Annotated in this window: 17 protein-coding genes; 9 read left to right on the top strand and 8 right to left on the bottom strand. The window is 58.8% G+C overall.

Translation table 11 applies throughout. The features are described 5' to 3' along the window. Positions 1–29 precede the first annotated feature (29 nt). The 5 genes from ACIQJ2_RS26450 to ACIQJ2_RS26470 all read right to left on the bottom strand — a co-directional run bounded on the left by ACIQJ2_RS26450 (position 30) and on the right by ACIQJ2_RS26470 (position 4,736). Positions 30–878 (bottom strand): glyoxalase, encoded by an 849-nt coding sequence (locus tag ACIQJ2_RS26450; protein WP_400670778.1) that lies wholly within the window; start codon positions 876–878, stop codon positions 30–32. Positions 879–1,011: 133 nt separating this feature from the next. Further along, positions 1,012–1,698, bottom strand: a complete 687-nt coding sequence (locus ACIQJ2_RS26455; protein ID WP_400670534.1) for an ABC transporter permease — start codon at positions 1,696–1,698, stop codon at positions 1,012–1,014. Positions 1,699–1,702: 4 nt separating this feature from the next. Further along, positions 1,703–2,410, bottom strand: a complete 708-nt coding sequence (locus ACIQJ2_RS26460; RefSeq protein WP_400670537.1) for an ABC transporter permease — start codon at positions 2,408–2,410, stop codon at positions 1,703–1,705. Beyond that, entirely contained in the window at positions 2,410–3,261 is an 852-nt protein-coding gene (locus ACIQJ2_RS26465; protein WP_400670540.1) for a transporter substrate-binding domain-containing protein, read from the bottom strand. Before ACIQJ2_RS26465 ends, ACIQJ2_RS26460 begins: the two co-directional genes overlap by 1 nt. Before the next feature lie 77 nt (positions 3,262–3,338). Continuing rightward, a complete protein-coding gene (locus ACIQJ2_RS26470) occupies positions 3,339–4,736 on the bottom strand; it encodes a M20 family metallopeptidase (protein WP_400670542.1) in 1,398 nt (465 codons plus the stop codon). Between the two features lie 100 nt (positions 4,737–4,836). Between ACIQJ2_RS26470 and ACIQJ2_RS26475 the strand changes: the two genes are divergently transcribed. Next, positions 4,837–5,733, top strand: coding sequence for a LysR substrate-binding domain-containing protein (locus ACIQJ2_RS26475; protein WP_400670545.1), 897 nt, complete (start codon positions 4,837–4,839; stop codon positions 5,731–5,733). A 254-nt stretch (positions 5,734–5,987) separates the two neighbouring features. On the opposite strand, the gene ACIQJ2_RS26480 is transcribed toward ACIQJ2_RS26475, so the two are convergent. Together ACIQJ2_RS26480 and ACIQJ2_RS26485 are read right to left on the bottom strand one after the other, a co-directional pair. Continuing rightward, on the bottom strand, positions 5,988–6,950 hold the full coding sequence (locus ACIQJ2_RS26480) for a magnesium transporter CorA family protein (protein ID WP_199151025.1): 963 nt from the start codon (positions 6,948–6,950) through the stop codon (positions 5,988–5,990). A gap of 158 nt (positions 6,951–7,108) precedes the next feature. Continuing rightward, complete coding sequence (locus ACIQJ2_RS26485) at positions 7,109–7,624, bottom strand: hypothetical protein (RefSeq protein ID WP_400670548.1); 516 nt, start codon at positions 7,622–7,624, stop codon at positions 7,109–7,111. A gap of 517 nt (positions 7,625–8,141) precedes the next feature. On the opposite strand from ACIQJ2_RS26485, the gene ACIQJ2_RS26490 reads away from it, so the two are divergent. The 8 genes from ACIQJ2_RS26490 to ACIQJ2_RS26525 all read left to right on the top strand — a co-directional run bounded on the left by ACIQJ2_RS26490 (position 8,142) and on the right by ACIQJ2_RS26525 (position 14,647). Further along, complete coding sequence (locus tag ACIQJ2_RS26490; RefSeq protein ID WP_400670551.1) at positions 8,142–8,459, top strand: hypothetical protein; 318 nt, start codon at positions 8,142–8,144, stop codon at positions 8,457–8,459. A 3-nt stretch (positions 8,460–8,462) separates the two neighbouring features. Beyond that, a complete protein-coding gene (gene ctlX, locus ACIQJ2_RS26495) occupies positions 8,463–9,425 on the top strand; it encodes a citrulline utilization hydrolase CtlX (RefSeq protein ID WP_400670554.1) in 963 nt (320 codons plus the stop codon). A 40-nt stretch (positions 9,426–9,465) separates the two neighbouring features. After that, positions 9,466–10,269, top strand: a complete 804-nt coding sequence (locus ACIQJ2_RS26500; protein WP_199151021.1) for an arginine deiminase family protein — start codon at positions 9,466–9,468, stop codon at positions 10,267–10,269. Between the two features lie 29 nt (positions 10,270–10,298). Beyond that, the gene (locus tag ACIQJ2_RS26505; RefSeq protein ID WP_400670557.1) at positions 10,299–11,099 is read left to right on the top strand and encodes a transporter substrate-binding domain-containing protein; all 801 of its coding nucleotides are present in this window, start codon (positions 10,299–10,301) and stop codon (positions 11,097–11,099) included. Between the two features lie 182 nt (positions 11,100–11,281). After that, positions 11,282–11,995, top strand: coding sequence for an ABC transporter permease subunit (locus ACIQJ2_RS26510; RefSeq protein ID WP_199149591.1), 714 nt, complete (start codon positions 11,282–11,284; stop codon positions 11,993–11,995). Next, a complete protein-coding gene (locus tag ACIQJ2_RS26515; protein WP_199149590.1) occupies positions 11,995–12,696 on the top strand; it encodes an ABC transporter permease subunit in 702 nt (233 codons plus the stop codon). The genes ACIQJ2_RS26510 and ACIQJ2_RS26515 overlap by 1 nt, the downstream gene beginning before the upstream one ends. 26 nt (positions 12,697–12,722) lie before the next feature. Next, positions 12,723–13,487: an ABC transporter ATP-binding protein gene (locus ACIQJ2_RS26520; RefSeq protein WP_400670560.1), complete on the top strand. Its 765-nt coding sequence runs from the start codon at positions 12,723–12,725 to the stop codon at positions 13,485–13,487. Positions 13,488–13,495: 8 nt separating this feature from the next. Then, positions 13,496–14,647, top strand: coding sequence for a M20 aminoacylase family protein (locus tag ACIQJ2_RS26525; protein WP_400670562.1), 1,152 nt, complete (start codon positions 13,496–13,498; stop codon positions 14,645–14,647). 255 nt (positions 14,648–14,902) lie between these two features. On the opposite strand, the gene ACIQJ2_RS26530 is transcribed toward ACIQJ2_RS26525, so the two are convergent. After that, a complete protein-coding gene (locus ACIQJ2_RS26530) occupies positions 14,903–15,478 on the bottom strand; it encodes an invasion associated locus B family protein (RefSeq protein ID WP_400670564.1) in 576 nt (191 codons plus the stop codon). Positions 15,479–15,481: the final 3 nt, after the last annotated feature.

Genomic DNA, 15,481 nt, shown 5'->3' on the forward strand with positions numbered 1-15,481 from the left:
CTCGGCATGGGACCGTACGGGGTCGAGGATCACGGAGATGCGGCCGCGTGGATCTCGGCGATATAACCGCCGGGGAATTCGACCATGGCCGCCTGTCGTTTGTCGGAGACGTAGGGACCAATGAGGACGGCTGCGCCCTTTGCCTTGGCCTTTTCCAGCGTCGCGGCAAGATCTGAGACCGCATAGCCCGTCGTCTCGCGGCCGTAGGGGTACGGCAAATGCCCGTCCGTGACGAGTACGACCATATTGCCGAAGACGGACTCGATGCCAATGCGGCGAAATGCGGAGTCGGGACGACCGATTTCGGCGCCGGAAGCTTTCTGCTCATCGGAAACAACCTTGCCCTGCGAGAAGGCAAGAAAAGCCCTGACGAACTTGTCGGCGACATCCGGAGACACATAGACCCGATTATCCGGAACCGTGCCGAGGGCGGGATAGTTTGGCTTGGCCGTATGCCAGTAGAGCTGCATGTTGATGCCACCGGGCCATTGAACGACCGCATCGCGGCCGATCGGATCGGGGAAGGTATCGACGACGACCGAAGCGCCTGCGGCGCGGGCGGCTGCGACAGCCTTGTCCAGGTCGCTCACCAGATAGCCGGTGCGCTCCGCTCCAAAGGGATAGGGAATTGGCGTCTTGAAGCCGAAGAGCGATACGGTTCCAACCGGTGTCTGTAAAAGTTGCGACGTCGTGCTGCTCGTCGTCGGCGTCACAGTCACAACCGCCTGCTTCGTGCTCGTGCCGCCGAACGTGCCGAGAAAACTTGTGACGAAAGCGTCCACCTTGTCTGGATCGACATAGACATGGGTCGTGTCATATTGCGCGCCCACCCCGACCTGCGCATGGGAAGCACGAGCAAGCGCCGCCTCGGTCGGCATTAGGGAAAGAGCGATGAGAAATCCGGCGATAAAAATCGAGCGGGCAAGCATATTCTGGGCCTCCATGATGCTGGTGATATCCTGATCGAGATCGCGTCTTGTTGCCAGCAGAAAGCGGACGAAGACGAATAAGCTAAGCGGAATATCCCGGAATTGTAAAACGCGCTTCGATCGTCCTGAACAGCAACATGATGGCTGCGTTGAGGACAAGATAGATGGCGGACACCATGACAAAGACCTCGATCACATCGTAGGTCTCGCTCATCAGATCTCTCGCCGTGCCCGTCAGTTCCATGATCGTCACTGTCGAGGCGAGAGATGTCGCCTTGATGGCGATGACGATCTCGCTGCTCGATGCGGGGATGGCACTGCGCGCGGCGATCGGCAGGGTGATGAGGAAAAATGTCTTGATGCGGGTCATGCCAAGCGATGTGCTTGCTTCCGTCACCCCTTTCGGCACCGCGCCGAGGGCGCCCCGCATGACCTCGGCGACATAGGCTCCCGATCCAATCGCCATTGCAAACACCGCGCAGACATATGGATCGCGCAACACGGGCCAGATGAAACTGCTGCGCACCGCCTCGAACTGGCTCAATCCATAATAGAGCACGAAGAGCTGCACCAGCATCGGCGTCGATCTGAAAATCAAGACGTAGAGGTCAGCCAAGGCCCGTAGAATGCGATAACGAGAGCATCTGGCCCATGATGCCAGGGCCCCAAAGCCGAAAGCCAGGGGGACGACACAGGCGGTCAGGCTGAGCGTTGCCACCGACGCGCCCAACAGCTTTCCGGCGATATAGAGAAATTCCTCCGTATCCATGCGATCAACGATGCCTCAATCTGTCTTCCACCCAATGGAAGAATTGGTTCGAGACGAGGACGATCGAGAAATAGACCAGGGCGGCAAGCCCGTAAAACAGGAAGGGCTGCCCAGTCGTACGTCCGGCGGTGCTTGCGACGCGCATCAGCTCGTTGACGGCGATAATCGACAGGAGTGTCGTCTCCTTGATCGCCATGATCCACACATTGCCGAGCCCGGGCAGCGCCAGCCGAAGCATTTGCGGAATGACCACGAACATCATCCCGTGCATCGGCCTCAGCCCGAGGGCGTGACATGCCTCGAACTGGCCCGCCGGCACCGCCTTGAACCCGCCGCGATAGACTTCCGAACTATAGGCCGCAACGACGAGCGTCACGGCGATGACGCCGATGAAGAATGCATCGATTTCAATATAGTCATTGTATCCGAAGCCGCTCGCAATCCACATCAACAGGCTGTTGGTGCCGAAGAACAACAGGAAGATGATGAGCAATGGCGGCACCCCGCGCAGAAGCACCGTGTAAAGCGTCGCCGTAGCCGACAGGAGCCGTGAGGACCCAAGCTTGGCGAAGGCAATGAAAAGGCCGAGCAGCGCGCCGAACAGATAGCCAAGCAGCGCACAGATCACGGTCACGCCAAGCCCTTTAAGCAAGGGCTTGCTCCATGCCAACGCGTCGAAGGGCAGAAGAGCGGCAAGGGAAACCCCGCTCATCAACCGGCTTCCTTGCAACGATCCGGATCAGGCGCCGTCGCAATGTCGAAGCCCAGCCATTTCTCAGAGATCTGACTGACGATGCCCTTTCGTTTGAGCGTACAAAGGGCCTTGTCCCAATCGCCCTGTAACGGCTGTTCGTTCTTGCGCAGCAATCCACCGACGCCGACGCCCAGGTAAGGAAAATCCTTGAAGGTGAGGTCCGGGCTGAGGACCTCGACATCCTTCCCGCTGCTCGAGCGGACCAGATCGACCCAGGGCGAACGTCCGGCCACGGCCGCATCGACGCGACCGGCCAACAAATCGAGATTGAGGCTATCCTGATTGTCGTAAAGCCGCACGGTCACGTCGCCGCCCAGCTCCGCATCGACAAACTTCTGGCTCTGCGTGCCCGATTGAACACCGACGGCCTTGCCCTTCAACGCGGCTTTCAATTCCGGCCACGACTTTGCGCCATTCAGCCCTGCACTCTTCCGGGCTGCGACATTGATCGGCAAATTGCCGTAGCTCTGTGTGAACAGCAGCCGTTTTGCGCGCTGCGGCGTAATCGAGATACCGCCGATCAGGATGTCATATTTGCCCTGCTCAAGTGCCGGGATCAGGCCCTCCCATGGCTGCGTGCCGAAACGGCAGGACCGGTGCATCTCTTCACAGACGGCCTTGGCGAGATCGATGTCGAAACCCACCAGTTCGCCGGAGGCCTCCATGCTGGCCCATGGCTTATAAGCACCTTCCGTGCCGATCCGCACCTCCGGCTTTGTGCCGTCCTGCGCGCCGACGCCCACGGCGCCAAGGCAAGCTGCGGCGGCTATGGCTACGCCGATAGCCACCCATGATTTCAACAGGTTCATTTGCTCCTCCCCACTCTCTTCTATCGCCGAGGATCAATTCGTGATCATCGGCCTTCCTGCTCCCGATTGTCGTTATGTCAGCCGAGCCTTGGCGGCTGATCGTCCGCCCCCAGATCCCAGAACAGGCCCGTCATGATCGCCAGCCCCTCAGAGACGAGCGGCATCAGCAGATGCTCGTCGGGGGCATGCTGGCTGCAGCCTGAGTAGGAATGCGGCACCCAGACCGTCGGTATGCCAAGAAGATCGGCGAAACAATTATTGGGCAAGGAACCGCCAGCATTGGGGAGAATGGTCGCAACCTGCCCTGTTGTCCTTTGGATGGATGCGGCGGCCCATGTCATCAGAGGATGCTCCGGGTCAAGCCGGGTGGCGCCCCAATCATACTCGAAAGAGCTGGTGACCACCTGGATTTGGCCGAAGCCTTTGCGGTCGAGGAATTCCCGGATCACATCGTGAAACCGAGTGGGATCGACGTCCACCGTGTAGCGGATCTGCATGCGAGCCCAGGCTTTTGGCGGGATGGCATTGACCGGATGGTCAGGTGTACCGGCAGTCATCGCCAAAACCTCCAGGGAGGTCCAGCCGAAGACACGTTCCGCTGGCGTCAGATCCGGCTCCCCCCACCAGGGATCGAGTTTAGGTCCTTCGGGATTCTCCTTGATCTCGATCGTCCGCAAGGCTTGCGAGACCGCTGGCGGTATGACGGCGGGAACGATGCCGCGCACCCTTATGTGCCCCTGTTCGGAAACGAGAGCGGCTATCGCATTGCTGAGGATCGTCGCCGGATTTGCGATCAGGCCGCCCCAGTTGCCGGAATGATGTCCGCCGGCGCGCAGATCGCAGATCAGATCGAAATCGTAGGTTCCCCGCGTCCCGCCGACAAGCGTCGGCCGATCGGCGAGCAACCTTGGGCCATCCGAGGCGATCAACCAGTCCGCCTTCAGCATATGCTGATATTTCTCGCAGATTTCATAGAGCCCGGCCGAGCCGGTCTCCTCGGAGGTCTCCAACAGAAAGACGAGGTTGTATCCGAGCCGTTGGCGTGCGGCCAATACGGCCTCGACCGCCAATGCCACGATCGTATGCTGCCCCTTATTGTCCGCTGTTCCGCGTCCGAAGATCCGATCGCCTTCGACAGAGATCGTCCACGGATCCCGATTGTTGCTCCATGCCCCCTCCATGCCAAGCACGACATCGGCATGGCCATAAACGAGCAAGGTCGGAAGTACCGGGTCTTCGACCCTGCGTGCGATGAGAAACGGCCCGCCGCCTGGCGCCTCGTTGTCGATGATCTGACGGTCAAAGCCAAGCTGTTCCAGATCATTGGCAAAATGAGCAAGGTATCGGTAGCAATCGTCAATGCGGGCTGCATTCTGGCTCTCGGTGGGAATAGCGACCCTCTTTGCCAGATCATGGAGGAAGCGCCCGTTCGAACCATAGGCACGAGCAATTTCCAAAGCAGCCACTCGAGACATAATTTCCCTCATCTTGATCGTTGACAAAGATAAATCAGAGCGCGAATTCTGGCGCAAACCAATATTTTTCCTAACCACCCTTAGAAAAATTAAGCCACCTATGGTTCGTCATCTACCACCTCTGACTGCATTGAGAGCGTTCGAAGCCGCTGCGAGACATTTAAGTTTCGTTCAGGCCGGAGCCGAGCTCGGCGTTACCGCAGGCGCTATCAGCCACCAGATGAAACAGCTGGAAGAATGGGTTGGAGGAGCGCTGTTCGAGCGCCGCGCCAATGGCGTCACCCTGACAGAAAAAGGTCTGCTTTATGCCAAGAAGCTCGGCGCGGTTTTCGATCAGATCTCATCCGCCTCGCTCTCCACCCGCGCGGGCGAGATGAAAAGCCAGGTGTTGATCCGCTCGCAATTCTCTGTTGCCTCGCGATGGCTTGCACCGCGCATGGCGCGTTTCAATCAGGTCCATCCCGACATATCCGTCAGCATCTCAGCCCTTCCGCAGCGGTGGAATGTTCAGGATCCGCCGCCCGATCTCGCCATTTATCAAAGGCTCGGCAATGTCGCAGGCATGCAGCAGGATCTGCTGCTAGGCGGGCATCTTGCCGCGGTATGCGCTCCGGAGTTCCTTAAGCGCCTGCCGAAGCAGCCGACGCCTGCCGACCTTTTCGGACAGCCGCTGATCAAGATCGAGTTCATGGAACCGGGCTGGCATGACGTCGGCTGGGCGGCGTGGTTCCTCGAGACCGGCTTCGGCAATGTGGATCTGCATTTCGCCATCACCTTCAATCTCATTTTCCTCGCCGTCGAGGCCTGCATCGCAGGTGCCGGATTTGCGCTCATTCCGAATTTCATGATCGAAGAGGAACTGGCCAACGGAACTCTGGTCGAGCCTTTCGGCATCTACCTGCCGATCCGTCAGCCCTATATGCTGATGACGCCGGAGCCGAGCCTGAAGCGGCCTGAAGTCGCAATCGTGCGAGACTGGATCCTGTCGCAGAGGTAACGAAGACCGCCGGCACAATACTCGTAAAAATCGCCCAGAGTTTGCCCGAGAGATCCTCTTTGGGACAGGAGCGAGCGTTTCCGGGCTTGGCGGCAGCCTCCATTGGCATCATTCCGTCTGATGATATCAGGCATCCTGGCGGGCGCCTCCGCTTCCGGCCTTTCGATCGTGCCGACCATGCTCGCCTTCGCCGCGGCTGAGTTCGCGATCGATTGACCTGCTCGCGGATTGGCCGTTCGCCGTCATTACCTGGCTCAGAACCAGCCTTTCACCTTGAACCAGACCAAGGGGATGATGGCACTGAGCAGGATCACCGCCCAACCGAACTGATAGCCCCAGGCCCAATCATATTCCGGCATGTTTTTGAAGTTCATCCCATAAACACCAGCCATCAGGGTCGGCGGGATGCCGACGATCGAGACGATCGTCAGAACCTTGAAAATATCGTTCTGCGCTATGCCGATCAGGCCGACCAGCGCATCCAGGACGAACTGTACCTTATTGGCCAGTTGCTCGTCATAATCCGAAAGGGAGTGGACGTCCTGTCGCAGGCTGCCGACCCGTGGCTTCAGCGTTCCACCGTCCCAATCGCAGGCATATTGCTCCGCATAGGCAATGACGCGCCCGAGCCCCAGGAGGCCGTCGCGCAGTTCCGAAAGACGCTCGCCAAGGCGACCGACCTGCTGCAACTGACCACGTAAAACCCGATTGGCGCGCGCGGGATGGCGACCGCGGGTATCGTCGGCGCGGAACGTGTCTACAGACAGGCCATTCAGCTCGGCAGCCAAATGCTCCAGAATGTCGGCAACATGGTCGACGATTTCTTCGCAAATCAGGACGAACACTTCCAGGCTCGATTTCGGCGCGTCTTGATCGCCACCAAACTTACCGGCAATCGCATCGAAGGTCGGCAGCTGCATGAATCGAACAGTGACCAGCCGGTCGGCCGACAGCACAAATCCCAATGGCGGGGTTGCCTGCACACCTTCGGGACGGCGGGCCGCCGAGGGTGTGCTCATATAGAGCATGCCGTTTTGCTTCCTGAGGCGACTCGATACCTCAATCTCGCTGAGTGAGCCCAGGGATGGTAATTTTGCTCCGAGCAGCTTTTCGACTGCAGCGATCTCCTCGGCGGAGGGGTTGAGCAGATCGATCCAGAGAGCATCCGCAGCGACCTCTCCAGCCGTTCCCGCCTTGTTGGGGAATGTGTTCAACATTGCCTGGATTATCCCTCAGTTGACGTCGCTGGCGGTGGGTCGGATCGAGACTGATGAGTGAGGCTCGATGCTGACAGCCACTCAAAAAATTAAGGGCCGAAGAATCCTTCAGAAACTCCGGCCTCTCAATAGGTCAATTCACTTGAGGCTGATTGACGTCAGTTCGTCGTCGTCTCAGCTTTGGACTTGCGGCCTCTTTTCGGCTTCGCGTCACCTTCGGCGGCAACCGCGGCAGCCTTCGCCCGCGGGGCTTTGGCAGCGGCGGGCTTTGCCGCCTTCGAAGCGGCAACTGCACCGGTCTTTCCAGCGTTCAAAAGCGCGGCGCGGCGCTGGCGGTTGCTTTCGAGGGCCTGCTGGAAGCCGGTATCGTTCTGCGCGTGATGCGCGAGATCATCGAGAAACTCTGCGACATCCTTGAGGGTTTCGACGACGACGTAGCTCAAACCCTTGCCGGCATTCACCGAGTCGCGGCCAACGGTTACACCGAAGCCGCCCGGCACGCGCTGAAACCAGGTCGAGCGCCATTTGCTGAAGCCGTCGACATCGCGCTCATACTCTTCGAGATAGGCCTTCTGTTCCGCAATTCTGGCGCGGAAGGTGTCAATGACAGTTTTCGCTCCTGCTTTGGGTTTATCAGCCTTCTTGGAAGACCATTTCTGAAGAAAATCCGTCACTGTCTCATTCTCCTTAGAGCTGTCGGGCGGCAAGCGCCTTCAGCAGTCATCGTTAGCACGGTGTTTGGGGAACTGATAAGGTGCTTTTGCGGTATCATGCAAATTTATCGTGCGGTTTCCATAACCGCAAAGGCCCACATTGGCAAAACTGCGCAGCAACCCCGATCCCCGATGGCAACTACCAGCATCCGGATAATTGCGGTGGTCACAAGCCCGCCGACCGGCCGCCCAATCGCAGGCTTCCAACAGACAAACTTCCTTCCTACGGCAGCGATCGTCGTGTTTCGATGCCGACCGCGGCGTGCAATCTCGGCCGCACGCTGACTGCCATCATTCGGCGGAATTGAACCCGGCGTTCGGCACACCATGGGGCGCCTGATCGCGAGGGGTATAAATCTGCGCAAAGCGACTAGGCAATTTGCCAGATTTATTGTCAAAATTTCTACAGTTCTCGAATTTTAACTGACGCTATGGCTACCTACGCTGCCTCATCAAACTTCCTTGCGGAACTGGAAACATGGTTCAATTTCTAGATGTTGGCGGCGTTAATGCATTGGTCTGTCCGGTCGACATCATGACATTGCTGCGTGATCTCGATGATCGTATCGAGCCGCATTCCGATCGCGGGGATGATTGCAAGAAGACGGCTCAGCTTGTCGGCTATTTCGGTATCCGTGCCAAGACACTCATTTCGACCTGCGCTGGTCGGCCTGACCGCTTCGAGCAATTTAACGGCAAGACCAAGTCGCGGGAAGGAATCATGTCGCAAGGCACACACGATCTCCGCGGCCCGTCGCATCACCTAACAACGATTCATCAGCGGAGCATCGCCTGAAGAATGAGCAAACTATCCGTCCAGGCCCCGAAATCCGTCGTCATGATCAGGCCGCATCACTTCACCCCGAATCCGATGACCGCCAACGACAATTCGTTCCAATCGAATGACGAAAAGCGGGCAGCAGCGGCAATCGCGAGCACAGCCTTCGCGGAAGTCACGCATATGGCTGAGGGCCTGGCGGCGGCCGGCGTAACGGTGCATGTGTTCGAAGACAAGACCGCGGCAACGCCCGATTCCGTCTTCCCGAACAATTGGTTCTCGACGCATTCCGGCGGCCATGTCGCCATCTATCCGATGTATTCGGCCAGCCGCCAGTCCGAACGGCGCAGCGACGTGATCGAAATGTTGAAGACGGACTACCGCGTCCAGGACGTCATCGACTATTCCGGTCTCGAAAAAGACCATGTCTATCTCGAAGGCACCGGCGCTATGGTGCTCGACCATATCGGTCGCGTTGCCTATGCCGTCCGTTCCAACCGCACCAACGAAGTGGCTTTGGAACGCTTCTGCACCCACTTCAACTTCGAGCCGATGGTCTTCGACGCCGTCGACCGCAACGGCAAGGCGATCTACCACACGAACGTCCTGATGTGCATCGGCACCGACTTTGCGCTTCTCGGATCTCAGATGATCCCGGATGTCGCGCGCAGGCGAGAAATCATTGCGCGTCTCGAAGAGACTGGCCGCAAGGTGATCGATCTTTCGATCGAGCAGATCGAGAATTTCGCCGGCAATGCCATCGAGCTGGACGGGCGGGACGGCAGGCTGGTCGTGCTGTCCGCCAGGGCTCACGCGGCACTCGATGCCGCCCAGATCGCCGACATCCAAGAATCGGCACAACTGCTGCCATTCGATGTTTCGACCATCGAACTTGCCGGCGGATCTGTCCGCTGCATGCTCGCTGGCATTCACCTGTCGCGTCGCGAACCGGCAGCCACACAATTGCTTTACGCCGCCGGTTGAGCCGGATAGAGAAGCCCGTACAAAAGTAAAGGTACCCGCAATGTCGCAAGCAAGATCAGTCTATCACTTCAATTCCGTCATCGTGCGCGAACCCTCGCGCTCGGTCGTCAACGGCCTTCGCGCCGACGATCGTGGCAATCCGACGTTCGAAGGCGTCAAGGCCGAGCACGATGCCTATATCGCCGCCATGCGCGACGCCGGCGTCGAAGTGACGGTTCTTCCCGCGCTCGAAGCCTTCCCAGACTCGATCTTCGTCGAGGATCCTGCCCTTGTCTTTACCGAAGGCGCGATCCTGCTTCGCCCGGGCGCAATCAGCCGTGTCGGTGAAACGGCCGAAATCACGCCGACACTGCGCGGCATGTTCGAAACTGTGCTCGATTTGCCAACCCCGGGCTTTGCCGATGGCGGCGACGTGCTGACGACACCGAAGAGCGTCATGATCGGCCTTTCGGCACGCACCGACAAGGTCGGCGCCGAGGCTCTGTCCGCTTGCATCGAAAAACTCGGCCGGAAGGCTGAGATCGTCGCAACGCCGGAAGGCGTGCTGCATTTCAAGACCGATTGCTCGCTGCTCGACGACGAAAACGTCCTGTCGACCGCGCGTCTCGCACGTTCCGGCGTCTTCAAGGATTTCAAGCAGATCATCATTCCGGAAGGCGAAGAGCCGGCCGCCAACGCCTTGCGCGTCAATGATGTCGTCATGGTCGGCTCCGACTTCCCGCGCACGATCGAGATGCTCGACAAGCTCGGCTACAAGGTCGTGCCGATGAAGACCACGGAGATCGGAAAGATCGATGCAGGCCTGTCCTGCATGTCGCTGCGCTGGTTCCGCAACGGCCGATAAGCAAACTCAAGAACAAACGGGAGAACAGAATGCACAGCTTCAAATCGAAAATCATCGCCGGTGTCGCACTGATACTGTCCGCCGGCTTTGCTCATGCCGAGGATACCATCCGCCTCGGCATGACGCCCGAGCCCTACATGCCGTTCACGCAGGTGAACGCAGCCGGGGAATGGGAGGGCCTGGAAGCCGATCTTTCCCGCGCCGTCTGCGAAAAGATGAAGATCAAGTGCGACATCAAGCAGATGGCCTGGGACGGTCTTATCCCGTCGCTGAACGAAAAGAAGGTCGATTTCATCATCGGCGCTTTCTCGATCACCGATGATCGCCGCAAGGTCGTCGATTTCAGCACGCCCTACTACACCGAAGGTACGTCCTTCGTCGGCGCCAAATCCGACAGCACCAAGATCGCGACAATCGACGCTCCCGACGGTTCGGGCAAGATCATCGATCCCTCGATCGTGTCGGGCAAGATTATCGGCGTCCAGACATCAAGCGTTCAGGCTGCCTATGTCGCGAAATATCTGAAGGGTGCAGAGGCCAAGAGCTACGACACCGCCGACAACTCCGTCGCCGACCTCGTTGCCGGTCGCGTAGACTATGTCCTCATCCCCGATCTTTACATTCAGACGTTCCTGAAGTCGGCCGCCGGCGCCGATTATGAAGTAAAGCTCGAAGTGCCGAAGAACTCCGCTCTTGGCGAAGGCGTTGCCTATGCCATTCGCAAGGGCGATGCCGACACGCTCGGCAAGGTCAACGGCGCGCTTGCCGAGCTCAACAAGGACGGCACGACGCAGAAGCTTGTCGACAAGTGGATCTTCGGCAAGAAGTAATCGCGTGACACCGGGCGTGGCCTTGGCCGCGCCCGGGGCGCCCTTTCTTGCTCCTGTCGTGAGATCGCTTCCAAAGCCTCATCGCAGCATCGAGGAGCAGACGACGCCTGATCCCGCATACCGGCCTGTTGGGCCGTCCGGCTGATTGCAACAGGCAAAGCCGCATAGAGCAGGTAAAACGCATGGACACATATTGGCACTTGCTCGGCTGGGGGCCGGAAGGCTGGGGCGCGAATTTCGCCTGGGGCTTGCTGATGACCCTTCAGGTATCGATCATCTCCTACATCGTGGCCGTGATTTTCGGCTTTCTGGGAGCGGCCGGCAAGCTTTCACATCATCGCTCGCTTCGCTTTTTTGCCGGACTTTACACGACCGTCGTCCGCTCGCTTCCGGAATTGCTGGTCATCCTTCTGCTCTATTTTTCCGTTGCCAGCGGCGCGGAGCGCTTTTTGAAATATACCCGCCTCGTCGATGACAACTTCCAGTTCAGCCCCTTCTGGGCGGCGATCATCGCACTCGCCTTCGTCTCCGGCGCCTTTATGACCGAAGTTCTGCGCTCCGCCTACCTGGCGGTGCCCCCCGGCCAGATAGAGGCAGCCGTGTCGATCGGCATGCGGCGGCGCAAGATCCTGACACGCGTCGTCCTCCCGCAAATGATGCGCCACGCGGTCCCCGGCATGGGCAATCTCTGGCTGTCCATCACCAAGGAAAGCGCCATCATCTCCGTGCTCGGCTCGTTTAGCGAGTTGCTCTATACGGGCTATCGCGCAGCCGCCAGCACCAAGCAATATATTCTCTTCTATGGCCTGACGGCCCTGCTCTTCCTGCTGATCACGCTGGTTTCCGTCTTCATCATCAGCCGTATCGAAAACCACCTCAACCGGGGGCATCGCTGATGGAAACGATCACCAACGTCATCTCCTTCCTGCCCGCCCTCATCAGGGCGATGCCGCTGACGCTGCTGCTGACGGCAACGGCTGGTATCTTCGGCCTCGTCATCGGTACGCTGACCGCGCTTGCCCGTCTGTCGAAATACAGGCTTCTCGCGTGGCCCGCCTTTGCCTTCACCTTTGCATTTCGCGGAACGCCGCTGTTGGTGCAGATCTATCTGATCTATTACGGCCTCGGCCAGATTCTGCCCGGGACCTGGGTTCGCCACAGCTTCCTCTGGCCCTATCTGCGTGACGGATTGTGGTACGCAATCGCCGCACTCAGCCTGAACCAGGCGTCCTACAATGCGGAGGTCATTCGGGGTGCGATCCAGGCAATCCCGCGCGGTCAGATCGAAGCCGCGCTGTCGGTCGGCATGAGGCGTTGGACCATCCTACGCCGTGTCACGCTGCCGCAAGCGTTCCGCCATTGCATGCCGGTGCTGACGAGCGATCTGATCATCCTTTTGAAGACCACGTCTCTTGCCTCGACCATCACTATTCTTGAGGTCATGGGCACGGCGCGGATGTTGCAGCGCCAGTCGCTCTTGATCTTCGAACCGTTGATCGCCGCCGGCATCATCTATTTCACCGTGGTCTTCATCCTGACCCGGATCATGAACGTCGTCGAGTTCCGCATGACGCGCTATCGCGCCGCTCGAGCGTGAGCTTGCAAGCCTCGGGAGGAATTGAAATGGTCGAGACTGCACTTTCCGTGAAGGACATCCACAAGAGCTTCGGCGGTGTCGAAGTCTTGAAGGGTATCTCATTTGAAGCCCGAAAGGGTGACGTCATCTCGCTGATCGGCAGCAGTGGCTCTGGCAAGAGCACGCTGCTTCGCTGCATCAACTATCTCGAAACGCCGGATCAGGGCGAAATCTCGGTTGCGGGTGAGGTTATCCGAACGGCGCCCTCACGCGGCGGCAAGATGCATGCCGCCGATCCCCGGCAACTTGAGCACATTCGCTCGCGCCTCGGCATGGTGTTCCAGAGCTTTAATCTTTGGTCCCACCGGACAATCCTCGAAAACATCATCGAGGGGCCGATCCACGTCCTCGGCACGTCGCGGAAGGAGGCGATCGCCGAAGCGGAGGTGCTCATGGAGAAAGTCGGCATCACGCCGAAGCGCGACCAATATCCGGCGCAATTGTCCGGTGGTCAGCAGCAACGTGCGGCCATCGCCCGCGCGCTTGCCATGAAACCCGAAGTGATGCTGTTCGACGAGCCAACCTCGGCGCTCGATCCCGAGCTCGTCAACGAGGTGCTTCAGGTCATCAAGAAGCTCGCCGAAGAAGGACGCACCATGGTGATGGTCACGCATGAGATGGCGCTCGCTCGCGACATTTCGAGTGAGGTGATCTTCCTTCACAAGGGGCTGGTGGAAGAGCGTGGTGCTCCTGAGAATGTCATGAGAGACCCGCAATCCGAACGGCTTCGTCAATTTCTGCGGATGGGATGAGAACGGTGATGAGCAATAGCGATTTCGAGAATTTCCTGCCGGAACTCGTTGAGATCAGGCATCATCTGCACCGAATTCCGGAAATTGGGCTTTCCGAGTTCAAGACCTCTGATTTCATTGCCGCCCAGCTCGAAAAATGGGGCTTCGAAATCACGCGCGGCCTCGGCAAGACCGGCATCGTCGCTACTCTTCGGGCCGGCAATAGCAATCGCGCCATAGGTTTCCGCGCCGATTTCGACGCCCTGCCGATGCAGGAGGAAACCCATCTTCCCTATGCCAGCCAGCATCCCGGCGCCATGCATGCCTGCGGCCATGACGGCCATACCAGCATGCTTCTCGGCGCGGCCTGGGCACTCTCCAATGACAAGAGCTTCTCTGGTACCGTGTATTTCATCTTCCAGCCGGCCGAGGAAAACTTCGGCGGCGGCAAGCTGATGATCGAAGACGGGCTGTTTGAGCGCTTTCCCTGCGATCAGGTCTTTGCCCTGCACAATTGGCCAGGCATCCCGGCCGGCACCTTCACGACCCGAGCCGGACCGATCGCAGCCTCGATCGATGTGGTGACGGTAACCGTCAAGGGCAAAGGCGGCCACGGGGCACAGCCGGAGCTGACCGTCGATCCTGTAGTCGTCGGCTCCGGCATCGTCATGGCGCTCCAGACGCTGGTTGCGCGCAATATCTCTCCTCACCAGCCGGCGGTCGTCACCGTCGGTGCCTTCCTGTCTGGTTCGGCCTCCAATATCATTCCCGATACGGCCGTGCTTGAGATCAGCATGAGGGCGATGAACCCGAAGGTGCGCGAGGAGATACGCGAGCGCGTCGAGCAGGTGGCGACACTACAGGCCAAAAGCTACGGTGCCGACATCTCGTTCGACTGGCAGGTCGGTTATCCGGCCACCATCAATGACCGACAGGCAGTGGACGTTGCGAGATCGACGATCATAAGGCGTTTCGGCGAGGATGCGTTTAAAGAACTCGACTTTCCCTTGATGGGCAGCGAAGACTTCTCCTTCCTGCTGGAAAAGGTTCCCGGCGCCTATGTGCTCATCGGCAACGGCGACAGTGCCGGCCTGCATACAACGACCTATGATTTCAACGATGATATCCTGCATCAGGGCGCCATGTACTTCTATCACCTGGCCAAGGATCAACTCGCATAGGCATGATGCGGTGCCAACATATTGACAAAGCTCCCGGCAATTGCTGCATCGAAGCTGTTGCCGCGATTGCTGTCAGATATGTCAGGTCACTGTATCGGACATGATGCGCCGACCTCTACCGGTTGGACCCGATCATGCGCGCCAGACAGCCCTGCTTGCTCTCCTGCGGCCCCAAAAAGAGCACACCCTTGGCAGGTTCGAGACCTGTTGCATGTCGTAGTCGCAAAACCGCTGCACACTTTTGCGCGACATGCTCTAGCCATTCTTGGCTCGCATTGCCTGATAGGCAGCGTTGAACCCTTCGAGAGATACGGGAAGTTCCGCGGCATTTCCCTGCATCATCCGAATAGAGACTTTTCCTGACTTTTCCTTCATCAGGACATCGAGCATTCCAGGCGGACAGAGCCCCTCCACCAGGCACCCTTGCGTGGTACAACGCGATATCTTCGCAACCGTCGAATATTTGGTGCCGAACCCGATCTTTACGCCCCCCTGAATAGCAAATCCCAGCGGGAGAGCCATCTGCATGCCAATCTTGTTGTCGGCAGAGCGCGCCATGCTGATCACCATGAATACCTGCTTTTGATCGGGCGACGTCAATCGATACATGATCTGACATGGAGGCTTCATGGATGCATCCGTACTGCATTGCAGCGTCCAGGCCGCAAACTGCTGCTCCGTCACTTTTGATGCAAGCGGCGCGGCGGCCGGGGCATTTGTCGACGCGCTGCTCGGTAAAACGGTGTTGCCAGGTCGGGATTCCTCCTTGGGAGGATCGGCTTGTGGTTTCGCCGCATCGTTGTCAGCGCCGAGTGCAAAGGATGCAAACACGTG

This window comes from Rhizobium sp. NPDC092011 (assembly GCF_044756305.1).
Taxonomy (GTDB): domain Bacteria; phylum Pseudomonadota; class Alphaproteobacteria; order Rhizobiales; family Rhizobiaceae; genus Rhizobium.

Bases quoted from the DNA above. Each gene is read 5' to 3' on its own strand.
- ACIQJ2_RS26450 (WP_400670778.1), bottom strand. From the start codon at position 878: ATGCCGACCGAGGCGGCGCTTGCTCGTGCTTCCCATGCGCAGGTCGGG.
- ACIQJ2_RS26455 (WP_400670534.1), bottom strand. From the start codon at position 1,698: ATGGATACGGAGGAATTTCTCTATATCGCCGGAAAGCTGTTGGGCGCG.
- ACIQJ2_RS26460 (WP_400670537.1), bottom strand. From the start codon at position 2,410: ATGAGCGGGGTTTCCCTTGCCGCTCTTCTGCCCTTCGACGCGTTGGCA.
- ACIQJ2_RS26465 (WP_400670540.1), bottom strand. From the start codon at position 3,261: ATGAACCTGTTGAAATCATGGGTGGCTATCGGCGTAGCCATAGCCGCC.
- ACIQJ2_RS26470 (WP_400670542.1), bottom strand. From the start codon at position 4,736: ATGTCTCGAGTGGCTGCTTTGGAAATTGCTCGTGCCTATGGTTCGAAC.
- ACIQJ2_RS26475 (WP_400670545.1), top strand. From the start codon at position 4,837: ATGGTTCGTCATCTACCACCTCTGACTGCATTGAGAGCGTTCGAAGCC.
- ACIQJ2_RS26480 (WP_199151025.1), bottom strand. From the start codon at position 6,950: ATGTTGAACACATTCCCCAACAAGGCGGGAACGGCTGGAGAGGTCGCT.
- ACIQJ2_RS26490 (WP_400670551.1), top strand. From the start codon at position 8,142: ATGGTTCAATTTCTAGATGTTGGCGGCGTTAATGCATTGGTCTGTCCG.
- ctlX (WP_400670554.1), top strand. From the start codon at position 8,463: ATGAGCAAACTATCCGTCCAGGCCCCGAAATCCGTCGTCATGATCAGG.
- ACIQJ2_RS26500 (WP_199151021.1), top strand. From the start codon at position 9,466: ATGTCGCAAGCAAGATCAGTCTATCACTTCAATTCCGTCATCGTGCGC.
- ACIQJ2_RS26505 (WP_400670557.1), top strand. From the start codon at position 10,299: ATGCACAGCTTCAAATCGAAAATCATCGCCGGTGTCGCACTGATACTG.
- ACIQJ2_RS26510 (WP_199149591.1), top strand. From the start codon at position 11,282: ATGGACACATATTGGCACTTGCTCGGCTGGGGGCCGGAAGGCTGGGGC.
- ACIQJ2_RS26515 (WP_199149590.1), top strand. From the start codon at position 11,995: ATGGAAACGATCACCAACGTCATCTCCTTCCTGCCCGCCCTCATCAGG.
- ACIQJ2_RS26520 (WP_400670560.1), top strand. From the start codon at position 12,723: ATGGTCGAGACTGCACTTTCCGTGAAGGACATCCACAAGAGCTTCGGC.
- ACIQJ2_RS26525 (WP_400670562.1), top strand. From the start codon at position 13,496: ATGAGCAATAGCGATTTCGAGAATTTCCTGCCGGAACTCGTTGAGATC.